Consider the following 20,805-nt stretch of genomic DNA (forward strand, 5'->3'; position numbering starts at 1 on the left):
ATCTGTGAGGCGAACTCGGGGTATCGCACCGCGCTGTAGAAGTCCCCCTTGGCGTCGATGAGCCATCGTGGCAGCCGCACCTCCACGATGGTCGCGCCGGCGGCCCGCATGCGGGCCAGCGCTGCGTCGGTCACCCAGTCCACTTCGGCATCGTGCCCCAGGAAGTCACGCGCCACCCCAATGCGCGCACCGGCCAGCGCGTTGGCCCGCAGATGCCGCACGTAGCCACTGTCAGTCCGGCCACGACTGCGCCAGGTGACCGTATCGGCGTCATCGGCACCCGCGAGCACGTCCAGCGCCACAGCGACATCACTCACATGACGCGCCATGGGCCCGCCGGTGTCGAAGCTGAGTGCCAGCGGGATGATGCCGTCGCGGCTCAACAAACCCAGCGTCGGCTTGAGACCCACGATGCCATTCACCGTGGACGGTCCGCGAATGGAGCCGCCCGTGTCGGTGCCCATGCCCAGCGTCGCGAACGCGGCCGCGATGGAGGCCCCCGTGCCCCCCGACGATCCCGACGGTGTGCGCAGCGGATCGTGCGGATTGCGTGTCTGTCCCCCCAGCGAACTGAACGCGCTGCCGGAGGCGAACTCCGAGAGGTTGGCCTTGGCGAGAATCACGGCCCCCGCGTCGCGCAGCTTCTTCACGAGAAACGCGTCGTCGGGGGGCACCGACCCCTCGAGCAGGATCGACCCACCGGTCGTGGGCAGGTCCCGGGTGTCGTAGTTGTCCTTGAGAATCACCGGAATGCCGTGCAGCAGCGAGCGCTTCCCCGTGGTGCGGCGTTCGGCGTCGAGCGCCCGTGCCTGCGCCAGGGCGTTCCGGTTCAGCGTGAGCACGCTGTTGAGTCGGGGCCCCTGGTCGTCGTAGGCGGCGAGGCGCGCCAGACTGAGCGTCACCAGTCGTTCACTGGTAAGCGTACCGGCGTCCATGGCCGCCGACAGCTGCTGAATGGTGGCGGCATCGAGGTCGACCGACTGTGCCCCCAGCGGCGGCGCAGCGGACAGGCACAGCAGGACGGCGGCAATGGCCAGACCAAAAGCAGCGGGCATGGGAACTCGGGTGAGCGGGACGCGAACAGCCGACGCTGCCGTATTGTGGTGCCTGACATCGTCGGGCGTGAGAGGTACCTTCGGGGCGTGTTGCCGCCGCAGTCGGCGTTGCGCTTCCCCTCTCCGGAGTGTGTCCGATGTTCCGTCGTGTTGCTGGTGCGGTCCTGGTGGCGGGGTGGGTGGGTCTCGCGGTCCCTGTGGCTGCGCAAACCGAACGGGTCGTGCTCAACCCGCCGGGGTTGGCCCCCCTGGTGCCGGCCTACTCGGTGGCCATTCGCGACGGAGAATGGGTCTTCGTGTCGGGCATGACCGGCATTGCGCCTGGCACGCAGAACATCGTGGACGGAGGCATTGCGGCGCAGACGCGCCAGACCATGGAGAACATCCGCGTCGCGATGGAGTCGGGTGGCGTACGCATGGCCGATGTGGCCGAGTGCACCGTGTACCTCAAGGATATTGCCGATTACGCGGCCATGAACGCGGAGTACATGAAGTTCTTCCCCAGCAATCCCCCGGCTCGCGCCACGCTCGCGGTGACCGCGCTGCCGCGCCCGACCGCACTCGTGGAGGTGAAGTGCAGCGGCCGTCGGCGACGGTGAGTGCCACGTGGTGCCGCCGGGCACCCGCGCGGCGCTCACCGTTGCCTGCCGACGCGCTCAGGGCACCGTTGCGCGGTGCTTCGCGAACCAGCCCACCAACGTGGTGATCTTGGCGGCCTCGTGGCTGGGATACCGCCGAATGCCATGTGGCTCGTCGGGCACTCGCACCAGTACCGTTTCCACTCCCCGCATCTTGAGCGCCTTGTAGTACTGCTCGGACTCCGACATCGGGGTGCGGAAGTCCTCTTCGCCGGTCATGATGAGCGTGGGGGTCCGCACCTGCTCCACCACGGAGAGGAGCGACCGTTTCGCATAGTTCTCGGGGTGGTCCCACGGGAACCCGGGGAACCAGTTGTTGACCGCCATGGACGACATGTCGGCGGTCAGCACGAAGCTCTCCCAGTTGATGACCGGATAGAAGGCCAGCGCCGCGCGGAAGCGATTGGTGCGGCCGATCATCCACGCCGTGAGCACACCGCCGCCGCTGCCGCCGGTCACGAAGAGGTGCTGCGGGTCCACATACCCCTTGGCAATCACGGCATCGACGCCGCTGTTGAGGTCGTCGAAATCATCACCGGGATAGGCGTGGTGAATGAGATTGCCGAACTCCTCACCGTAGCTCGTGCTGCCGCGCGGATTGGTATACAGCACCACATAGCCGGCCGCCGCCATGAGCTGTTTCTCTTCGTCGAAACGGTCACCATAGTTCGCGAAGGGGCCGCCGTGGATCTCGAGAATGAGGGGATACTTGCGGTCGGGCGCGAACCCCGGCGGCTTGATGATCCATCCCTGCACGCGGCGCCCGTCCTTCGCCGACGTGTACCAGATCTCTTCCACGGCGCCGAGTGTCTTGCCGTTCAGCACATCGTGATTGATGGCGGTGAGCGTGCGCGGAGCAACGGTGGTGCCGCCCCGCGCCGGTCTCGGTGTGACGAGCACGAGTTCGCTGGGCATGGAGGGCGTGCTCGCCGTGACCACCAGGCGGCCATCGCGCGCCACCGAGAAGCTGCCGCCGCTGTAGGCGGAGGTGCCGCTGCCAAGGTTTCGCGCGACGTATTCGAAATCCCCCTCCAGGGAGAATCGGGCCACCTTGGTATTGCCTTCGTCGTCCACCTGCACGTAGATCGCCCGTCCGTCGCTGCTCCACACGGGCGTCGACACGCTGCGATCGAGCTTCGCCGACAGCACACGCATCCCTGACCCGTCGCGTGCCATCAGATGCAACTGCGTGTTCTGGTAGCCCTGCCGGCGATCGTCGAAGCTGGTGTACGCGATCCAGCGGCCGTCGGGAGACACGGCGGGGCTTTGATCGGGCCCGAACCGCTCGGTGAGGCGTCGCATCTGGCCGTTCGTGACGTTGAACGCGAAGAGATCCGTCTCCCGCGCGTTCCACTCCGGATTGTCGCCGCGGCGCGCGGCGAGGACGAGTTCCGCACCATCGGCACTCCAGGTCACGGCCCCGCCACCGTACACATTGCCACCATGATGGTAGTCGCCGCGCGTGATCTGCCGTGGCGTGCCGCCATCGGCGGGAATCACGAAGGCATGCACGAAGCCGGTGGGCAGCTCGCCGATCTGATCCTGCCGAAAGACGAGACGGTCGGTGTACTTGGGCGGCGCGGCCCACGTGGCGCCCGGCGGCGGCGTGAGTGGCGTGCCGATCACCAACGGCGGCGTGCGCACCAGTTGCAGAAAGGCCAACTGCCGCCCGTCGGGCGACCACGCGGGTGCACTGGGCGCTTCCGCGCCGTGCGTGAGCGGCAGCTCATCGCCGCGATCCATCCATCGCACCCACAGCTGCGGCGTCCCGCCGCGGGTGGAGACGAACGCGAGGCGTGACCCGTCAGGGGACCACACGGGCGCGCTTTCAATGGTGCGTCCCGTGGTGAGTGGCCGATGTCCGGTGCCATCGCTGCGCACGATCCAGAGATTGCCGTATCGGCGGTCGGTGGCGCGATCACTCCAGCGTCGCACGTACACGATCCACTCGCCATCCGGCGAAATGGCCGGTTCCGCGACGTATTCGAGGTCGAAGAGGTCGGCGGGAGTCAGCGTGCGCGGCTGCGCCGCAGCGGGTCGTGGTGCGAACGCGAGCGAGACGGTGAGCAGTCCGGCGACGAGCGCGCGGAGGTGGCGCATGCGGATACCCTGGGGAGTGATTGGTACACGACGAGGACGCCACAGCCGGTGGTGCCGGCGGCATCGTCCGGGAACGATACAGTCGTGCGTCCACCGGTGTGCGGCGGCGATTCGGTGGTGACGCTCAGCGTCCCGCGTGGCCCATTACCACCGCCAACAGCAGCACGTGCTTGGCGGTCCGCACCATGGCGGGTATGTCGGCGAACTCGCCGGGCTGGCCGCGCGCGCCTCCGCGTTCGCCGCCCAGGCCAATGGCCAGCGTGCCGCCACCGATCGCCACGTTGAGATTGGCGGAGCCGGCGTTTCCCAGCCGCGGCGACAGCCCCAGCGCCTGCGCAATGGCCGTCGAGGCCCGCACCAGCAACGTCGTGTCGGCGCCGGCGATCTGCCCACCAGGCGTGCGGCTCACCGGCTGCATGCTCAGCGACAGCCCCGTCTCGCGCGCCACCTCGGCGACGATACGCTGCACCTCGGCCTCATTGCGGGCAATCACGCCCGCGTCGAGCGAGCGGATATCCACCGAGAACCACCCGCTGTCGGGCTTGTGATTGAACACGGCGCCGCTCTGCAGCATGGCCACGTTGAGAATGGTGCGCTGCGGATTGTCCGTCGCCGGTGGCTGCGGCAGCGACAGGATGCGATCGACCGCCCGGCCGATGGCCTGGTTCACGTTGGGAGTGCCGCCCCCCAGCGAGTGGCCGCCGGGGCCCCGCGCCACCACCCGCCACCAGTGAATGCCCAGCGCCCCGTAGGTGATGGAGCGCCCGTCGCCCAGAATGTCGACAAACGCCAGCGCCGAGGCGCGATACCGGGCATACAGCGCCTTCATGCCCACGAGCCCGGTTTCTTCCTGCGCCACGGCGGCAAAGACGAGGTCGTGCTGCGGCCGGCGCCCGGTCGCCAGGTAGGCCTGCGCTGCCGCCAGCATGGCCTCGGTCGTGGCCGAGGTGTTGGTCCCCGGTCCTACCACGCGGTGGCCCTCCACCCGTGGCGGTCTGCCGGCCGCGCGCTGCAGCGCCGGAATGGACCCCAGATCGTCGAGCGTGGAGACGAACACGATGGCGCGCCCCGATCGCCCGGGGATGCGCGCCACCACGTTGGGGAGGCTGTCCAGCTCGACCTCCGGCATCCCCATGGCACGCAGCCGTCGCGCCACCTCGGCGGCCCGTTCGTGCTCACGCCCCGATGGCGACTCGATGGCGCCCAGCACCACCAGCCCGGCGGCCATGGCCGGTGCCCCGGCGTCGAGTGCCGCCAGCGCCCGTGCCACGCCAGGATCGCGCAAGGCGGCCTCCACCGGGGCCACCCGCACGGGGGACGAGGTGGGCACGGTGCCTTGCGCCGTCAGCCTGTCAGCCATGAGGAACGAGGCCGCCGCCAGGCCGCCCGCGGCAACGGAAGGGAATCGGATCATGGGACAGATCATGCACGTGCCGCGCGGCGTCTGTCCAAGGGCCGGCCACGGGTCGCTGGCCTTCCAAAAAGCGGCAAACGGCAACGTTGGGGTTCGGGCGGGCGTTAACATCCCACAATGCTTCCGGTCCTGCTGGCGCTGATCCAACAACTGAACGGCCCCGCGACCGCCCCCGCTGCGCCGGTGCCGGACCCCACGCCGGTGGTCGCGCGCGCATTCTCGGGGCGGGCTCGTGAGCTGTCGGCACAGGCGCCCCGGCTGCGGGAGTCCGTCACGATCGACGGCACGCTGTCGGAGCCGGTCTGGAAGCAGGCCACGGTGCTCACCGATTTCACCTCGTACAGCCCGGTGGACGGGCGTCCGGCGCAGGACAACACCGAAGTGCGCCTCTGGTATGCGGAGGATGCCCTGTATGTGGGCATCCGCGCCTGGGCACCGCCGGGCACGGTGCGTGCCACGCTGGCCGAGCGCGACCGCATTGCCAGTGAGGACTGGGTGGCGCTGCACCTGGACACCTTCCTCGATCGGCGGCGCTCGTTCGTCTTCGCCGTGAACGCATACGGGGTGCAGGCCGATGGCATGCGCAGCGATGTGTCGGCCGGGCCGGGTGTCTCGCGCGCCTCACTGCAGGCGGTCGATCTGTCGCAGGACTACCTGTGGCAATCCAAGGGGCAGCTGCTCGACGACGGCTTCGTGGTCGAGCTGCGCATTCCCTTCAAGTCCATCCGGTACCAGATGGGCAATACGCAGGACTGGGGCGTACAGGTCGTGCGGCAGACGCAGCGCACCGGGTATCAGGACACCTGGGCGCCCACCTCCCGCGCCTTGCAGGCCTTCACGCCCCAGAGCGGGTTCCTGCGCGGGCTCACCGGCATGAAGCGCGGGTTGGTACTCGACCTGACTCCCACCTCGGTCACCTCCACGACCGGCACCCCGGCCGCCGGCGCGACGCCGGGCTCGTGGCGCTACGGCACACGTGGGGAATTCGGCGGCGACGTGCGGTGGGGGATCACCTCCAACTTCACCGTCAACGCCACCGCCAACCCCGACTTTTCCCAGGTGGAAACCGACGTGGGGCAGATTCCGGGCGACGTGCGCTTCGCGCTCTTCTTCCCCGAGTTGCGCCCCTTCTTCGTGGAAGGGAGCGAGCAGTTCGACGCCCCCAACCGCCTCGTCAACACGCGCGCCATCGTGCAGCCGCTCGGCGCGCTCAAGCTGACCGGCAAGATTCCGCGCACCGACGTAGGGCTGCTGTCGGCCATCGACGCGCCCACGAGCGGCAGCGACGGCAAGACGAGCCCGCGCTTCAATATCGTGCGGTTGCGTCGTGACCTGGGTGAACAGAGCACCGCCGGCATCGTCTTCACCGACCGCAGCGAAGGCGCGCGATTCAACCGGGTGGCCGGTGTCGATATGCGCCTGCAATTCGCCAAGGTGTTCAGTGCCGACGTGCGCTACGCCGCCAGCATGACCCGCGACAGCACCACGCGCACGGGATCGCTGTGGGAGTTGAGTCACGGCCGCACGGGCCGCAGCTACGGCTACCGCTACAACCTGCAGGGCTTCAGTCCCGACTTCGAAACGCAAACCGGGTTCGTGAACCGCGTGGACTTCGTGCGCACGCAGATCAACCAGCGTTTCACCATGTTCGGCGCCAAGGGAGGCTGGTGGGACCAGCGGCAGCATTTTCTCAGCGCGAGCTCGCTCTGGACGTACGCGGGCATTGGCCGCCGAGATACACCCCTGGAGTCGCGCGTGTCGGTCGACAACTCCATGACCATTCGCGGGGGCTGGCGGGTGAGCGTCACCCCTGACCTGCAGCGGGTGGCCTTCGACCCGCGGCGCTATGCCAGCTATGCCGTCCTGGGCGGCAACGGCGCCGATACGCTGCGCTTCACCCCCAACAGCGCGCAGATCACCAGCAACACGGCCCTGGCGGTGAACACCCCGCAGTGGCGCAAGGCGGGCGCCAGTCTCACCGCCACCGTGGGGACCGAGCCGGAGTTCTTCGAAACGTCCACGGTGCGCCGGCGCGAGGTGGAGGCGCAGGTGGACCTGCGTCCATCCTCGCAGGTGCGCGTGGGGGCGCTGCTGCGTTATCAGCGGTTCGTGCGCGAACGTGACGGCTCCGTGTTCAGCACGCAGGTCGTGCCGCGGTTGCGGCTCGAGTATCAGTTCTCCCGCGCGCTGTTCCTGCGCTTCATTGGTCAGGTGGAATCGCGCGATCGCACGGCGCTGCGCGACCCGCGCACCGAACAGCCACTCCTCCGCCGGTCCTCCACCGGCGCGTTCACGGTGCAGAGGGCGCGCAAGTCGTTCCTCGGGCGTGCCGACTGGCTGGTGAGCTATCTGCCGAGTCCGGGCACCGTGGTGTTCTTCGGCTACGGCACGGCGGTCGATGCGTCCGAAACCATGCGTCCCGGCGACATCGAGCGCACCAGCGACGGTGCCTTCGTGAAGTTCAGCTATCTCTTCCGGGTGCGGAACTCGGCGCCATAGTCTGCGGGCGGCAACCGCAACGCGGGTGCATCTTCTGCGCATGCGTCCCCTTTGCTCCGCCCTGCTCAGCCGCCGCGCATTCCGGCGCCTTCCCGCCGCGCTGCCCACCGTACGGTCAGCGGTGCGTGCCTCGACATTGGCCTCGATGCTGGTCCTCGCGCCGTCGTCGCGGGCCGCCGCGCAATCGGTCACGCTCACGCTGCCGGCCGGGAGTAGCGCCGCGCCGGTCACGGGGCGCGCCTTCGTGTTCGTGGCGCGCACCGACCGCGCCGAGCCACGCCTGCAGGCGGGCGCCCGCCGCACCAGCGAACCGTTCTTCGGGGTGGATGTGGAGCAGCTGGCGCCCGGGCGGAGCGTGCGCCTCGGGGCCGACATACCGGGATTCCCGGTGGCGTCGATGGGGCAGCTGCCGCCAGGCGAGTACTACGTGCCGGGGCTGCTGCTGCCGTACACGAGGTTTGCGCGCGCCGACGGCCACACCATCTGGGCGCACATGGATCAGTGGGAGGGGCAGCGGTTCAACGACGCCCCCGGCTCGTACGTGAGTGCGGTCCGCAAGGTGCGCCTCGATGCGTCCTCGCAACTCGAGCTGCCGCTCGAGCGCACCCTGCCGCCCGTCCCCAGACTGGCCGATACCGAGTGGGTGCAGCGGTTCCGCATCACCTCCAAGCGCGTGAGTGCCTTCTGGAATCACGACATGCCGCTGGGGGCCGTGGTGCTGCTCCCCAAGGGCTACGCGGAGAACACCGGTAAGCGCTACCCGGTGGTGTATACCGTGGGCCACTTCAGCGAGCGCGCCCCCTTCGGTTTCACCTTCGACGGCTGCGATCGTCCCGAGACACCAACGGCGCGCGCCGCCCGCCTGGCCCGCAGCGCCCGGGAACCAGGGTGTGAATTCCAGCAGGCCTGGACGAGTGGCCGCGTGCCGGAGTTCATCGCGGTGTTCATCCAGCATCCCACGCCGTTCTACGACGACAGCTACGTCCTCAACTCCGCGAACAACGGCCCCTACGGCGACGCCATCACGCAGGAGCTCATCCCCGAAATCGACCGTCGCTATCGCACGATCCCCAGTGCCTACGCACGCATGCTGACCGGCGGCTCCACCGGCGGGTGGGATGTCCTGGCGCTGCAGATTCACTATCCGGGCGTGTTCGGGGGTGCCTGGTCGCTGTATCCCGATCAGGTGGACTTTCGCCATTACCAGCTCGGCAACGTGTACGCCGATGCCAACGCCTACGTGCTGCGTGACAACGCCTGGCTCCCGCCGCGCGAGATTCCCGCCAACCGGTCACCGGAGGGACTCACCGAACTCACCATGCGCGAGGAGAACGCCGCCGAGGCGGTGATCGCCAGCAAGGGGCGTTCAGGCGGCCAATGGGACGGCTGGCAGGCGGCGTGGGCGCCGGTGGGCCCCGATGGCTATCCACAACCGCTCTGGGACAAGGGCACCGGGGTCATCGACCACCGAGTGGCCGAATCGATGCGCGCCAGAGGCTACGATCTGCGCGACTACCTCGAGCGCCACTGGTCGACCGTGGGGCCGCAGCTGGTGGGCAAGCTGCATGTCGCCGTGGGGGACATGGACAACTACTTCCTCAACCTCGCCGTCTACAAGCTCGAAGCGTTTCTCGAGAGCACGAAGGAGCCGGGGAAGGGGCCATACTACGCCGGCCGCTTCGACTACGGCCGCCCGCTCAAGCCCCACGGCTGGCAGCCGTGGAGCAACCAGGAGCTGCTGCGACTCATGGCCGAGCAGGTCCGGCGCCATGCCCCCCGCCCCTAGCCGCACGAACGACGGCTGAGGAGGGGGAACCGGTCCGCTGACGCTGGCCGCGGCCACCATGTGGCGATGCGCTCCCTGCCGAGTTCCCGCACGGGACTGGAGAAGCGCACCACGATATCAGCTGGCGATCTTCTTCTTCTGCTGGTTGATCTTCTCCAGATACTTCTTGAAGAACTGCTTCTGGATGTCGTTCATGTCGATCTCACGCCCCTGGATGTACGACTGAAGGATGTTGGTCGTCATGTCCAGCGGCGTCCCGGTGGTGATCACCAGCGTGGCCTCCTTGCCCACCTCGAGGGATCCCACCTTGTCTGCCACCCCCATGAACTCGGCGGCATTGATGGTCACCGCCTTGAGCGCTTCCTCCTCGGGCAGGCCAAACGCCACGGCCACGCCCGCATCCCACGGCAGCCGATAGCTGTACAGGGCATTGCCCTCACCGGCGATGGCGAAGCGTACCCCGGCCTTGAAGAGCGCGGCCGGGGTGGCGTAGGCCTCGTCGTAGCCGTCGTCGCTGCGCGCCGGCGCCGACATGGTCGACGTGAGGATTACCGGCACGTTCTCCGCCTTGAGCCGCGCGGCCACCTGCACCGCGTCACGTCCGCCGCGAATGACCAGCTTCACCCCTTCCTGCTTGGCCCAGGTGAGGGCGTCGTTGATCTGCGACGCATTCTCGGCTGCCACCACCACCGGCATCTCGCCGTTGAGCGCGGGAATCATGGCGGCGTAGCGCGAATCGGTGCGCACGGTCTGCCCCGCCGTGATGGCGTCACGATACGCGCGCGCCTCGCCGAAAAAGTTGCGGATCTCCTCCACCTGCTCGGCGTACGTCTTGGGTGCCGGCTGCGCGCGGCCCCCCATGCCCGGCGGCGGCCCGCCGCCGAACCGCCGCGGCCGGGCGTTGGGGTCGGGCCAGTTCACGTTGAGTGCGGCCGCGCCCTTCATGCTCATCTCCTCCCACGTCCATCCTTCGAGCGAGATGGCACTGGACAGGCCGGAGATGAGCCCGCCGCCCGGCGTGGCAAAAGCCACCAGCACCCCCGCATTGCGCGTGGTCCCGATGTGCCGGCTCTCCGCATTCACCGCCACCTCGGCGCGCACGTTCGGGTTGAAGTCGCCGAGTTCGGTCACGTCGTTGGACACGTCGACGGCACCGATCTCGGAGATGCCCACCGTGCTGTACGCGTCGATCAGTCCGGGATAGATGTGCTTGCCCGTGTAGTCCACCACCTTCGCGCCACGCGGCACGGCCACCTCAGGACCGCCGATGGCGATGATCTTGCCGCGGTCCATCACGAGGGTGCCATTGGTGATGACCCCCTTCGTGACGGTGTGAATGGTCGCACCGCGCAGCACCACCGGCTGGCTCTGCGCCGCCGTGGGGATGACGACCTGCGCCTCGGCCAGCCGGGGCGTGATGACGGTGGCGAGCAGCCCACCCGCGACCAGCGCGGCGGAGAGGGCCGCAACGCGCGCAGCAGTGTACATGGTGTGGGCCCCGGCGTTCTTCGTGAAGTGTGTCGTCATGGGATGCATGCTCAGCGACCTCCCTGACCGCGGCCGCGCGCCGGCGCGCCGCCGGCCGCCGGGGCCTCGGTGGCGCTCGCGGCGATCACGGCCTGCACCAGCTGCGCCCGCTGCTTCGCCACCTCGTCACGCAGCACCTTGTCCTCGTCGAGCGAGAAGTACTTGCGGCCGTCGACCCACGTCTGCTCCGCCTTGGTGAACTGCGACAGCGGGTTGCCGTTCCAGATCACGAAGTCGGCATCCTTGCCGGGCTCGAGCGAGCCGATGCGGCCGTCGATCGCCACCGCCTTGGCCGCGTTGATCGTGACCGTGTGCAGCGCGTCGACCTCGCTGACCCCGCTGCGCAGCAGCTTGCCCGCCTCCCAGTTCATGCGCGTGGAGATCTCGTTGTCGTCGGAGTGCAGCGACGTGACCACCCCGGCCTCCAGCAGCAGGCGCGCGTTGTAGCTGGTCGCGTCGTAGGCTTCCATCTTGAATGCGCCCCAGTCGCTCCACACCACCGCGGCCACCCCCGACTTCTTCAGCTCGTCGGCAATCTTGTACGCTTCCACACCGTGCTGCAGCGTCTGCACCTTGAACCCGAATTCCTCGGTCAGGCGCATGAGCGCGAGGAACTCGTCGGCGCGATAGCCGTGCGACGACACGAGCAGCTTCCGGTTGAGAATGTCGAGCAACGCCTCCATGCGCAGATCCTTGCGCGGGGGAAGGCCGGTCTTCGTCTTCTCCCAGCTCTTCCATTCCTTCTCGTAATCACGCGCGGCCATGAAGTGGTCGCGGATGATCTCCTGCACGCCCATGCGCGTGTTGGGATAGCGATTGGGATTGCGCTTGGGGTTCTCGCCCAGCGCGAACTTCACCGTGCGCGGCGCGCCCTGAATCTTGTATTCGTCGGGGAGCGAGCCCCAACGCGTCTTCACGAACACGTTCTCGCCACCGATGGGGTTGGCGGACCCGTGCTTGATCATGGTGGTGGTGAGGCCACCGGCAAGCTGGCGATAGAACCAGATGTTGTTGTGCGTGACCACGTCGCCCATCTGCACTTCGGGGACGATCGCGAACCCGCTCTCGTTGATGTCGGTGACGCCGCCATGCGTGTGCGGGTCGATGAGCCCCGGCGTGACGTGCTTGCCGGTGGCGTCGATCACCGTGGCCCCGGCGGGGGCGGTCAGCCCCGTGCCCACGCGTACGACCTTGCCCGCCTGCACGAGCAGGTCCGCATTCTCGAGTTTCCCCTGCGGGCCCGACGTCCACACGGTGGCGTTGCGCACCAGCACGGCGGCCGGCTGCGCTGGCGGTGCCGACCGGCCGTACTCCATCGACGGACGAATGAACGGCAGATCGATCTTCGGCACCTTCACCGCGACGGCGCCGCGCGCGGGCCCCTGATACGCCTCGGTGCGCGTGCCCTTGTAGTTGGCATCGGTGCCCGTGGGCAGCGACATCCAGCCGAAGAACTCCTCGCCACGGACCGAGCCGGAGAGCAGCACCGAGCCCTCGAGGCCCAGCTGCTCGCCGTTGAACGTTGCCTCCAGACGGCCCGTCTCGGCGATGATGCGCACGCCGGTGAGGTTCACCGGCCGGCGGCTCGGCATTTCGATCGTGCCACGGATACGGTTGAGCGGACCCTCGAGGCGCAGCGTGGCGCTGCGGAAGGTGCCCTGATCCTCGGACGCGATCGTCCACGTGCCGCGCGGGTCGACCTGCGGGGCCCGGGTGACGCCGTAGCGGGTGCCCTGCACCCACACGTCACGGATGGCGCCTTCCTCCGTGAAGAGATCGCCCTCGCTCACCACGAGGTTGGCCACCTTGCCCACGGAAATCGTGCCGTGCGTCTTCTCGATCCCGAGGAAGCCCGCCGGGACCGTGGTAAGGGCCGCGAGCGCCTTGTCGGGCGTGAGGCCGCGCGCCACGGCCACGCGCAGGTTGGGGAAGAACTGATTGAGCGACGACAACCCGTCGGCCGTGATGGCGAATGGGATGGCATTCGCGGCCAGCTGCGCCGGGTTGGTGGGCGCGAGGTACCAGTGCCGCAGGTCGGCCAGCGACACGTTGCTCGCCGCTTCCGGGTTGGCCACGTTCGGCGCGTCCGGGAAGTTCAGCGGCACGATCAGCGGCTGGGGGCGTCCCTTGAGCACGTCAACGAGACGGTACTCCTGGCCGCTGCCGCGGAACCACGGCGTGAGCTTGTACTCGCTCGCGAGCTTGAACGCCCGCAGGTACTCCTCTTCGTTGTTGGTCTGGAAGACCACCTGCTGCTGTCCCTTCACGGCCTTGCCGAGCGCCGCGAGCGCTTCGCTCGTTTCGGGCGGCAGAATGGAGCGGCCGCTCGTCTCGTAGGCGCCCCACGCGCGGCCGTACCACTCCGCGTCGAGCAGCGTCTGCTTCATGAGGGCGATCGTCCCCATGCTCGAGTTGGGGTAGGTGCCGCCGAGCGCGAAGGAGCGCGAGAAGCCGATGCTTTGGGCGAGATCAGGGCGCAGCACCCGCTCGCGCACACCGGCGTCGCCGAGATGCACGACGGAGGCGGTTCCGCGGAAGAGCCCCTGGCGCGGCACGGCGAGTGCCGCGCCGAAGCCGAGCGAGCGGAGCGCGGTGCGGCGCGTGGTGTCATCCTTGAGGTTCGCCGTGGTGCTGAACCACGCGCGCACCTGCGGATTCCAGTGCGTGGGGCCAACGTCGCCCCCCTGCGGCGGGGTGTCGCCGCCGAGGTCAGCGTGCGCGTCGACGAACCCGGGGTACACCGTGAGCCCCTTGAGCTCCCAGACCCGGGCGCCCGCCGGCGGGGCCATGCCGGCCCCCACCGCCGCCACGACACCATTGCGGATCACGATGGTGGCGTTGTCGAGAACCTGGCCCGGAGCGGTGACCACACGGGCACCGACGAGTGCATGGAAGCCGGTCGCGTTGGCGCGCAGGCCGGCGATCGGTTCGGTGCGGGTGGCTTGTTGGGCCTGAAGGGTGCCGCCGGCCATGACGGCCAGACTCAACAGGGAACGGACGACTTTCACGAAGGACTCCCGTGACGGCGCCGGCAGGGGAACGCCGTCGGTGGCGGAGGAATGGTGAGGCAGCACGGCGACGGGCGCGCGGACGGCGCACGGGCACCGGGCCGGTGGCCAACTATGCGGCCGGGGGCGCTCGATATCAAACGGCTGAGGGGGGCCAGACGTTCGGGGCCACCGCTCATGAGTGCGGGTGATCGGCGCCGGGGGGCGCGTCAGGCGGCGCGGTCGGCCAGGAACGTGCCCACGTCGAGCGTCTCGACCGGCGGCGGGACGCTCTCGACGATGTGGAGGCGATACGCCCCACGCCCATCTCGGGTGCTCGTATCGATCTCGTCCCCGGCGCGCTCGAACCGGTCGTTGACCGGCACGATGACCGGATGCAGCAGGTCGCCCTCGGTGATGCGGACCACGACCCCGAGCCGCTCGTCGCTGGTGCGGACCAGCGAACCGAGGGGAAAGAACGTGATCGCGTTCACGAACGTCTTGACCAGCGCGGCGTTGAGGGTGTCGCCAGCGAGTCGGGCGAGCAGCAGGCACGCCTGCTCGGGCGGGGCGGGTTTGCGGTACGTGCGCACACCCGTGACGGCTTCGTAGATGTCGGCCACCGACAGAAGCTGGCTCATGGGGTGCGGGATGACCCCGTCACCCAGGTTCGGGTACCCGCCGCCCCGAACGGTTCGGTGATGCTCGAGCGCAAGGCGCGGCGTGAGCGGATGCAATCCCGGCGTGCGCAGGAGGAACTCGGCGCCCTGCGCGGGATGGCCCTCGACGACGCGCCGTTCGCGGTCGTCCAACGTGCCCGGCTTCCGCAGGATATCGAGCGGAACGTGCGACTTTCCGATGTCATGCAGGAGCGCCGCCTCGACGAGGGCGCCCAGCAACTCCTCACGGAGACCGATCTGCCGTCCGAGCAGCAGGCTGAGCATTGCCACATTCACCGAGTGAAGCCACGTCTGGTTGTCGTAGTTCTTCACGGCCAGGATCTGGCTGAGCACGGCGTTGCTGCGCGAGACCTTGTACATCAGCAGCTGGACGAAGTCCCGCACGGTGCTGGCCCTGAGCTCACCGCCCGCGGCGATCTCGTCGAAGGTCGCCTTGGACATCATGATCGATTCCGCATAGTCCGGATCGAGCACCCCGGATGGCGCGTCGGGCCACTCCGGCACCACCTGGCGCGTGTCGAGCGGTACCAGCCGGCTCAGGCGAACATGCCGTATTCCACGCACGGCGAGTTGGGCCCCGACCGTGCCTTCGACCGGATGGTACTGCATGTCCCAGAGCAGTTGGGCCAGCGCGCGCAATTCCTCGTGGTCCACGCCCTCACCGAGCTGAATGCTCTGGACGCCGAGGGCCAGAAGGTCCTCGATGACCTGACCACCGGTCTCCAGGTCCAGCGCCCCCGAGGCCCCGTCGACGGTGACCTCCCCTTGGATGATATCGATGCTGACGGCCGACTGGCGGCGCAGCTGCGCCTGTACCGTCTCGTGGAGCACCCGCAGCCGCTCCTCGACGAGCGGGTGACCGTGAGGATACAGCCCGATCAGACGACGCACGGTACCGATGCCCCGCAGGATGGCCACTGGCCCGGCGGAGGGCGCCGGGTCGCCGAATGGGGTGGACGGGTGAGCGGGAAGGGTCATCGATGGGGGGTCACGCCTGCAGCAGCTGCGCGGCGCTGCGGGCCACGCGAACCAGCGCCGGGTTCCAGAGGTGAAAGCGCAGACTCGTCAGCGCTCGGAGCGTCGGCGCCACATCGGCGGGGACGGGACGGCCGACGCAGTCGAGCAACTGCTGTGCCAGACCGGGATGTCGCCGCACGAAGTCCATGTTGGCGAGCAGGTCGTGCACCCGCGGCTGCAACTGGGCTGGTGCGAAGCGCAGCAGCGCCTCCGCGGCTGCGGGCCGGGTCGACGCGGGACCGGCCACCAGGTGGCGCGCCACCGTGATCGCTGCCGCCGAGCTCCCCATCGTGGCCAGCGCGTGCAGCGCTTCCCGGACGGCCGCGTCGTCGCCCGAGGCCAGTACGGCGGCGACCTTGCTGCCATAGGCCGCCCCCGCGCGACCGAGGAAACGGATGATCGCGAGGCGGACCTCCCCCGTCGCCGAGGTCAGCTGCGGGGCCAGCATGGGGGCAACCGTGGAGGCATGGTCGCCCAACCCGGCCAATAGCGCGCGGGCGCGATCGGCCATGACGGGATCATGGAGGCCGGCAACGATGGCGGTGATCAGGTGGGCCCCGAACCCGTCGAGGAGCGCGTCAGTGGTGGCGGGGGAAAGGCGCTCGTGCGTGTCCTGCCGTGCCAGCAGGGCAAGGCGTTCGGCTGTCCAGAAGCTGCACCACGCCGCGGCAATCGCCGCGGTCACCTCCGGACGCGATGGCGGTTCGGTTTCGGCGAGGGTACGCAGGTGGCGACCCCAATGCGCAACCGTCATCCATCGCCCCTGCTGGCCAAGCGTGTCCAGCAGCACGTCCGCCTGCGCCAGCAACCGTGCCGCCGAGGTGGGATCGGATTCGACCCGCAACAGGTGGGAGAGGGTCCCGAGGTGCGTGTCGGTCTCATCCATGGCCGCAGTGTCGCGCACGAGGCGCTGCGTCTCCTCGATCGCCGCGTCCGTGAGCGCGAGATCGAACGCGACATAGTCGGCGAAGTGGCGTTGGCCGGAGGGATCTACTGCGATCAGTTTTCGAGCAAACCGCTCTATGGCGGCGTCGGGCCCATAGGCCGCCGTGTCGGTCGCCAGCCGTCGCCCCAGGCGATCGCGGAGCAACGGGTCGAGTGCCTCGCGCCGTTCCGAGGGGAGGGCCAGGCGATCCACGGCCGTGGCCAGCAGCTCGGGGGCCGCCGTCTCGAGGTCAAGCAGCAGACACAGCGCGTCGGCCAGCGCCACATCGGGGAAGCTGGCGAGCACGGAACCCTCCAGCGCGCCGTCGAGGAGACCGGTGAGCACCGTCTTTCGCAGCAGCGCGATCCGGCGGCTCTCGTCGAGGTCGAGCAGCGACCGGGCCAGTTTGGAGAAGAGCAGCTCCCCGATCTGCGGATCGAAGCTGGCGAACAGCGCCGCCATCTCGGCGAACCGCTCGGCAAAGGCAGTCTGTCGATCAATGGCCGTTGCTGGCTCCTCGTCCGTGAGGCGCGTCAAGGCCACGGCCAGTTCCACCGGATCACCGAGCAGCAACGCCAGGTCGGCCAGTGTCACGGCGTCGCAGGTCACGGAGGGATCGACGCGCACCCATCCCCGCTGCGGGGGGTAGCGATGCCGCACCGGTCCGCCGTTGGCCAACTGCTCCCGTCGCTGGCGTTGCGCGGCGTCGACCAGTCGCCGGACCACTGCCGGTGGAGTGCCGGCATCGATCACCACCGGGCGATGCGACGCGCGCATGGTGATCCCTTCGCCCCGCTGCCCACTCCAGCCGCTCGCGACGCCGCCCGCGGGCGGTGCGGCCTCATTGAGCCCTCCCAACTCGGCACAGAAGCGGCTCAACTCGGCGGGTGTGGTCGAACACGCGATCTCCACGGTGTCCACCTGGGCGCGGTGCAGGCGGCGGGCGAGATCGACCTCGCCCCCGTTCAACGTGATGGTGACCCCCTGATCGATCGTCACCCACGAGGCACCGACGCGGAACGCCAGGGGCTCGCTACGGGGGAGCCGGCCGAGAGCGGCATGCACCGCGGCGATCGCCGCCACGCAAATCGGGTGGCTCGCCGGCAGGGTCTGGTAGCACCGGACGGCCTTCGCAAGCAGCATCAGGCACTCCCGGATGGCCTCCACCTCGGCCGGGGGCCGGTCGCTTCCCGGTGCTGCCGTTATCGGCGGCCGTCCGCCGTCGCTCGCCGCGTTGGTGGCGCCGCTGGCCGTACCGATGGCCGTACCGATGGCCGCAACCGACGACTCGGTTCGACGCGACCATTGGGCAGAGGAGGAGGGCGCAATCACGGGCGACGGAGTGTGGCGTGCCGGGGAAGTCGAATGGGCTCAAAGCGGACAACCGTCGGACGATCGAAGGCCATTGTGAGTATCGGTCACCGCGGGGTTTTCTGCACTGATGGTGACGACACGAGATCAACGAAACGGCTGGTCCCGTCTGGCAGGGCCGACCCGATGAGACCACGCGCGGGCGCCCGTCTCTTGGGGGGAAGGAGCACGCCCTGTACCTTCCGCTGCTTCCGCATGCCTTCCTCTTCCGCGCCCGCCGTGCGTTCGGTACCCACCTGGTCGTCCGCTCCGCCCGGCACGCCCGCGGTGGGTGCGCAGCAATGGCGCGACCTGCTCTTTCTCCACTGGCCGGCGCACCCTGCAGCTGTGCAGGCCACGCTGCCGCCCGGCCTGTCCGTGGACACGCTGCATGGGGACGCGTGGGTAGGCATCGTGCCCTTCGCCATGGCGCGCGTGCGCCCGCGATTCCTGCCGCCGGTGCCGTGGCTCTCGTGGTTTCTCGAGCTGAACGTGCGCACCTACGTGCGCGACCGCGCTGGCAACCCGGGGGTGTGGTTCTACTCGCTCGACTGCAACCAGCCCGTGGCCGTGGTCATCGCGCGCACCCTCTTTCACTTGCCCTACCAACACGCGCACATGGAGGCGCGGCGCCGCCATGACCATGGCGTGGCCACCCTGCATTACCAGTGTCAGCGCCGAGGGCAGGCGGCCCCGCCGTGGCAGTACACCTGGAGCACCCGCGACGACGGTGCCCCTGCCATGCTCGGCTCACTGGAGCACTTCCTGGTGGAGCGGTACGCCCTCTACTGCGCCGATGCGCGGCAGCGCCTCTATCGTGGAACGGTGTCGCACGCCCCCTATCGCATACACACCCCGGCCGTGCAGACCTTCGACACCGGACCGGCCACCCTTGCCGGTTTCACACTCGAGGGGCCGCCGGTGTCGGTGCTGGCCGCCCAACCGGTCAACGTGACCATCCACGCGCTGCGACCGCACGACCTCCGGGGTCGGTGAATCCGGTGCTGCACGCCGCTACCTTGCGGGCATGGCAACCCCGGTCAATCACGACGACGCCGCCCGCGCCGGACATCACGTCGCGTTGGCGTCCACGCAATCCCCGTGCATCAAGGTGTGCCGCCTCGACGCACACGACCGCTGCTACGGCTGCGGTCGTACGCGAACCGAGATTGCCCGCTGGTCGGCCATGTCCCCCGACGAACGCCGCGCCGTGAATTCCCGCCTTGGCTTTCGTGGTCACGGCGAGAACCGGTAGCCCGTTCATGTGGCGCGCGAACCGCCTCGTGCCGGAGCCGTCGGCGCAAGGCAACCCCTCCGCACGGCCTCGGAGTCGTACAGACATGCCCTCCTTCTCGCGCTCGCGCACCGGGTGCCGACTCGCCCGTGCCGTCGTTCTCGCCGGTCTCGTGGCACCGGCCTCGCCTGTCGGCGCCCAGGCCGTGGCACGCCCGTCTGCCGTTGCCGACTCGCAGCTCTTCCGGTGTGTCGATTCGCTCGTCGCGGCCAACCCGGGCTTTTCGGGGGTGGTGGCCATAGGGCGCGGTGGCACCGTGGTGCACCTTGCTGCTGCCGGCGCGGTCGCCCCGGGCGGCGCGCGGCCCACCGCCGAGACGGCCTTCAACCTCGGTTCGGTGAACAAGCTGTTCACCCAGATCGTGGTCCGGCAGCTGGCGGCCGAACAGGGGTGGTCGCTCGATACCACGGTGGCGGCGTTGTGGCCGCAGTATCCCAACGCCGCCGTGGCGCGCGCCGTGACGGTGCGGCAGCTGCTCACCCATCGCAGCGGCGTGCAGGGCAACATCTTCGCCGGGGACTCAGCCGCGCGGGCCTCGCTGCGTACGCTGCGCGACTTCCTGCCACTGTTCGTCAACGAACCACTGCAGTTCACCCCCGGTTCGCGCGACGCCTACTCCAATGCCGGCTACGTGCTGCTGGGACTGCTCATCGAGCAGCGGACCCAGCGCTCGTACTTCGACGTGGTCGCGGAGCGCATCTATGGGCCGGCCGGCATGACGCGCAGCGCCCATTGGCGACGCGATTCGCTCCCGGCCTTCGCGGCGCGCGGAACCACACAGGACGCGGAACCGGGCGTCCCCCCCTCGGCACCTCGCAACAACATGGCCACGCTGCCGGCGCGCGGATCATCGGCCGGCGGCGGCTATGCGTCGGCCGCCGATCTCGTGCGCTTCGTGCAGGCGCTGCGGGAACGCCGCTTGCCGCTGGCCCCGCCTCCCGGCATTGGCATCGCCGGCGGGAGCCCGGGCGTGAACGCCATCATCGAAGGCGACTTGCCGGGCGGGCGCGACGTGATTGTGCTGGCCAATGTGGACCCTCCGGCGGCGGAGCGGGTGGCGCAGGCCATTCGGCGCCTGCTCGGCGCGACCGACTGACACCACCCGCGGTGCCGCCGTCCGGGTCATGGCGGATCGGCGCGCACCACCGCCGTGTCCGGGTCGCGCTCGATGACGATGGTGAACTCCTTGGCCAACGCCACCACGCCGGCCACGGCCATCCAGAAGGGCATGAGCACCGCCCCCGCCACGCCGGCGGTGAGCGGCATGTCCAGCAACGTGCGTCCGCTCGCATTGCGGATGATGACCCGCCGCACGTTCCCCTCCCGCAGCAGCTGCGTGAGGGTGGACTTGAGCTTGTCGGCGGCCACTTTCACTTCGCTCATCGGTCGCGCTCCGGGGCAGGAGGGTCGGCGCTCGTCGGTGCAGTCTCCCGTGCAATGTCGCCAGACTGCCGGCGTGGCGCGACTCCCGGGCATTCGTGGAAACCGGTGACCAGTTGTCGCGTATGATCTGCGGGTTTCATGCGTCCCCTC

At 69.1% G+C, this 20,805-nt stretch carries 14 protein-coding genes; 6 read left to right on the plus strand and 8 right to left on the minus strand.

Features of this window, described 5'->3' with window-relative positions; all coding sequences use genetic code 11:
• A partial coding sequence (locus tag LW840_RS06495) for an amidase family protein (protein WP_291276658.1) occupies nt 1–1,055 on the minus strand: 1,055 nt, incomplete at its 3' end.
• 137 nt (nt 1,056–1,192) lie between these two features.
• Between LW840_RS06495 and LW840_RS06500 the strand changes: the two genes are divergently transcribed.
• Entirely contained in the window at nt 1,193–1,654 is a 462-nt protein-coding gene (locus LW840_RS06500) for a RidA family protein (protein ID WP_291260581.1), read from the plus strand.
• A 57-nt stretch (nt 1,655–1,711) separates the two neighbouring features.
• On the opposite strand, the gene LW840_RS06505 is transcribed toward LW840_RS06500, so the two are convergent.
• The gene (locus LW840_RS06505) at nt 1,712–3,793 is read right to left on the minus strand and encodes a S9 family peptidase (RefSeq protein ID WP_291276659.1); all 2,082 of its coding nucleotides are present in this window, start codon (nt 3,791–3,793) and stop codon (nt 1,712–1,714) included.
• 124 nt (nt 3,794–3,917) lie between these two features.
• Nucleotides 3,918–5,207: a M20/M25/M40 family metallo-hydrolase gene (locus LW840_RS06510; protein ID WP_291276660.1), complete on the minus strand. Its 1,290-nt coding sequence runs from the start codon at nt 5,205–5,207 to the stop codon at nt 3,918–3,920.
• Between the two features lie 117 nt (nt 5,208–5,324).
• Between LW840_RS06510 and LW840_RS06515 the strand changes: the two genes are divergently transcribed.
• Together LW840_RS06515 and LW840_RS06520 are read left to right on the plus strand one after the other, a co-directional pair.
• Nucleotides 5,325–7,706: a DUF5916 domain-containing protein gene (locus LW840_RS06515; protein ID WP_291276661.1), complete on the plus strand. Its 2,382-nt coding sequence runs from the start codon at nt 5,325–5,327 to the stop codon at nt 7,704–7,706.
• 40 nt (nt 7,707–7,746) lie between these two features.
• Nucleotides 7,747–9,492, plus strand: coding sequence for an alpha/beta hydrolase-fold protein (locus LW840_RS06520; protein ID WP_291276662.1), 1,746 nt, complete (start codon nt 7,747–7,749; stop codon nt 9,490–9,492).
• Nucleotides 9,493–9,609: 117 nt separating this feature from the next.
• Here the strand turns inward: LW840_RS06520 and LW840_RS06525 are convergent, their stop codons facing one another.
• The 4 genes from LW840_RS06525 to LW840_RS06540 all read right to left on the minus strand — a co-directional run bounded on the left by LW840_RS06525 (nt 9,610) and on the right by LW840_RS06540 (nt 17,960).
• On the minus strand, nt 9,610–11,019 hold the full coding sequence (locus LW840_RS06525) for an amidohydrolase family protein (protein WP_291276663.1): 1,410 nt from the start codon (nt 11,017–11,019) through the stop codon (nt 9,610–9,612).
• Nucleotides 11,020–11,030: 11 nt separating this feature from the next.
• Nucleotides 11,031–14,027 (minus strand): amidohydrolase family protein, encoded by a 2,997-nt coding sequence (locus LW840_RS06530; protein WP_291266884.1) that lies wholly within the window; start codon nt 14,025–14,027, stop codon nt 11,031–11,033.
• A 209-nt stretch (nt 14,028–14,236) separates the two neighbouring features.
• A complete protein-coding gene (locus LW840_RS06535) occupies nt 14,237–15,664 on the minus strand; it encodes an HD domain-containing phosphohydrolase (RefSeq protein ID WP_291276664.1) in 1,428 nt (475 codons plus the stop codon).
• A 10-nt stretch (nt 15,665–15,674) separates the two neighbouring features.
• The gene (locus LW840_RS06540) at nt 15,675–17,960 is read right to left on the minus strand and encodes a hypothetical protein (protein WP_291269412.1); all 2,286 of its coding nucleotides are present in this window, start codon (nt 17,958–17,960) and stop codon (nt 15,675–15,677) included.
• 234 nt (nt 17,961–18,194) lie between these two features.
• Between LW840_RS06540 and LW840_RS06545 the strand changes: the two genes are divergently transcribed.
• The 3 genes from LW840_RS06545 to LW840_RS06555 all read left to right on the plus strand — a co-directional run bounded on the left by LW840_RS06545 (nt 18,195) and on the right by LW840_RS06555 (nt 20,368).
• Nucleotides 18,195–18,974, plus strand: a complete 780-nt coding sequence (locus LW840_RS06545) for a DUF2071 domain-containing protein (RefSeq protein WP_291266887.1) — start codon at nt 18,195–18,197, stop codon at nt 18,972–18,974.
• Nucleotides 18,975–19,005: 31 nt separating this feature from the next.
• A complete protein-coding gene (locus tag LW840_RS06550) occupies nt 19,006–19,233 on the plus strand; it encodes a DUF1289 domain-containing protein (protein WP_291266888.1) in 228 nt (75 codons plus the stop codon).
• Nucleotides 19,234–19,318: 85 nt separating this feature from the next.
• Nucleotides 19,319–20,368: a serine hydrolase domain-containing protein gene (locus LW840_RS06555; protein ID WP_291266889.1), complete on the plus strand. Its 1,050-nt coding sequence runs from the start codon at nt 19,319–19,321 to the stop codon at nt 20,366–20,368.
• 26 nt (nt 20,369–20,394) lie between these two features.
• Here the strand turns inward: LW840_RS06555 and LW840_RS06560 are convergent, their stop codons facing one another.
• The gene (locus LW840_RS06560; RefSeq protein ID WP_291260569.1) at nt 20,395–20,655 is read right to left on the minus strand and encodes a DUF4342 domain-containing protein; all 261 of its coding nucleotides are present in this window, start codon (nt 20,653–20,655) and stop codon (nt 20,395–20,397) included.
• Nucleotides 20,656–20,805: the final 150 nt, after the last annotated feature.

Origin of the sequence: Gemmatimonas sp., assembly GCF_021298855.1 — a bacterium.
Classification (GTDB): Bacteria; Gemmatimonadota; Gemmatimonadetes; order Gemmatimonadales; family Gemmatimonadaceae; genus Gemmatimonas.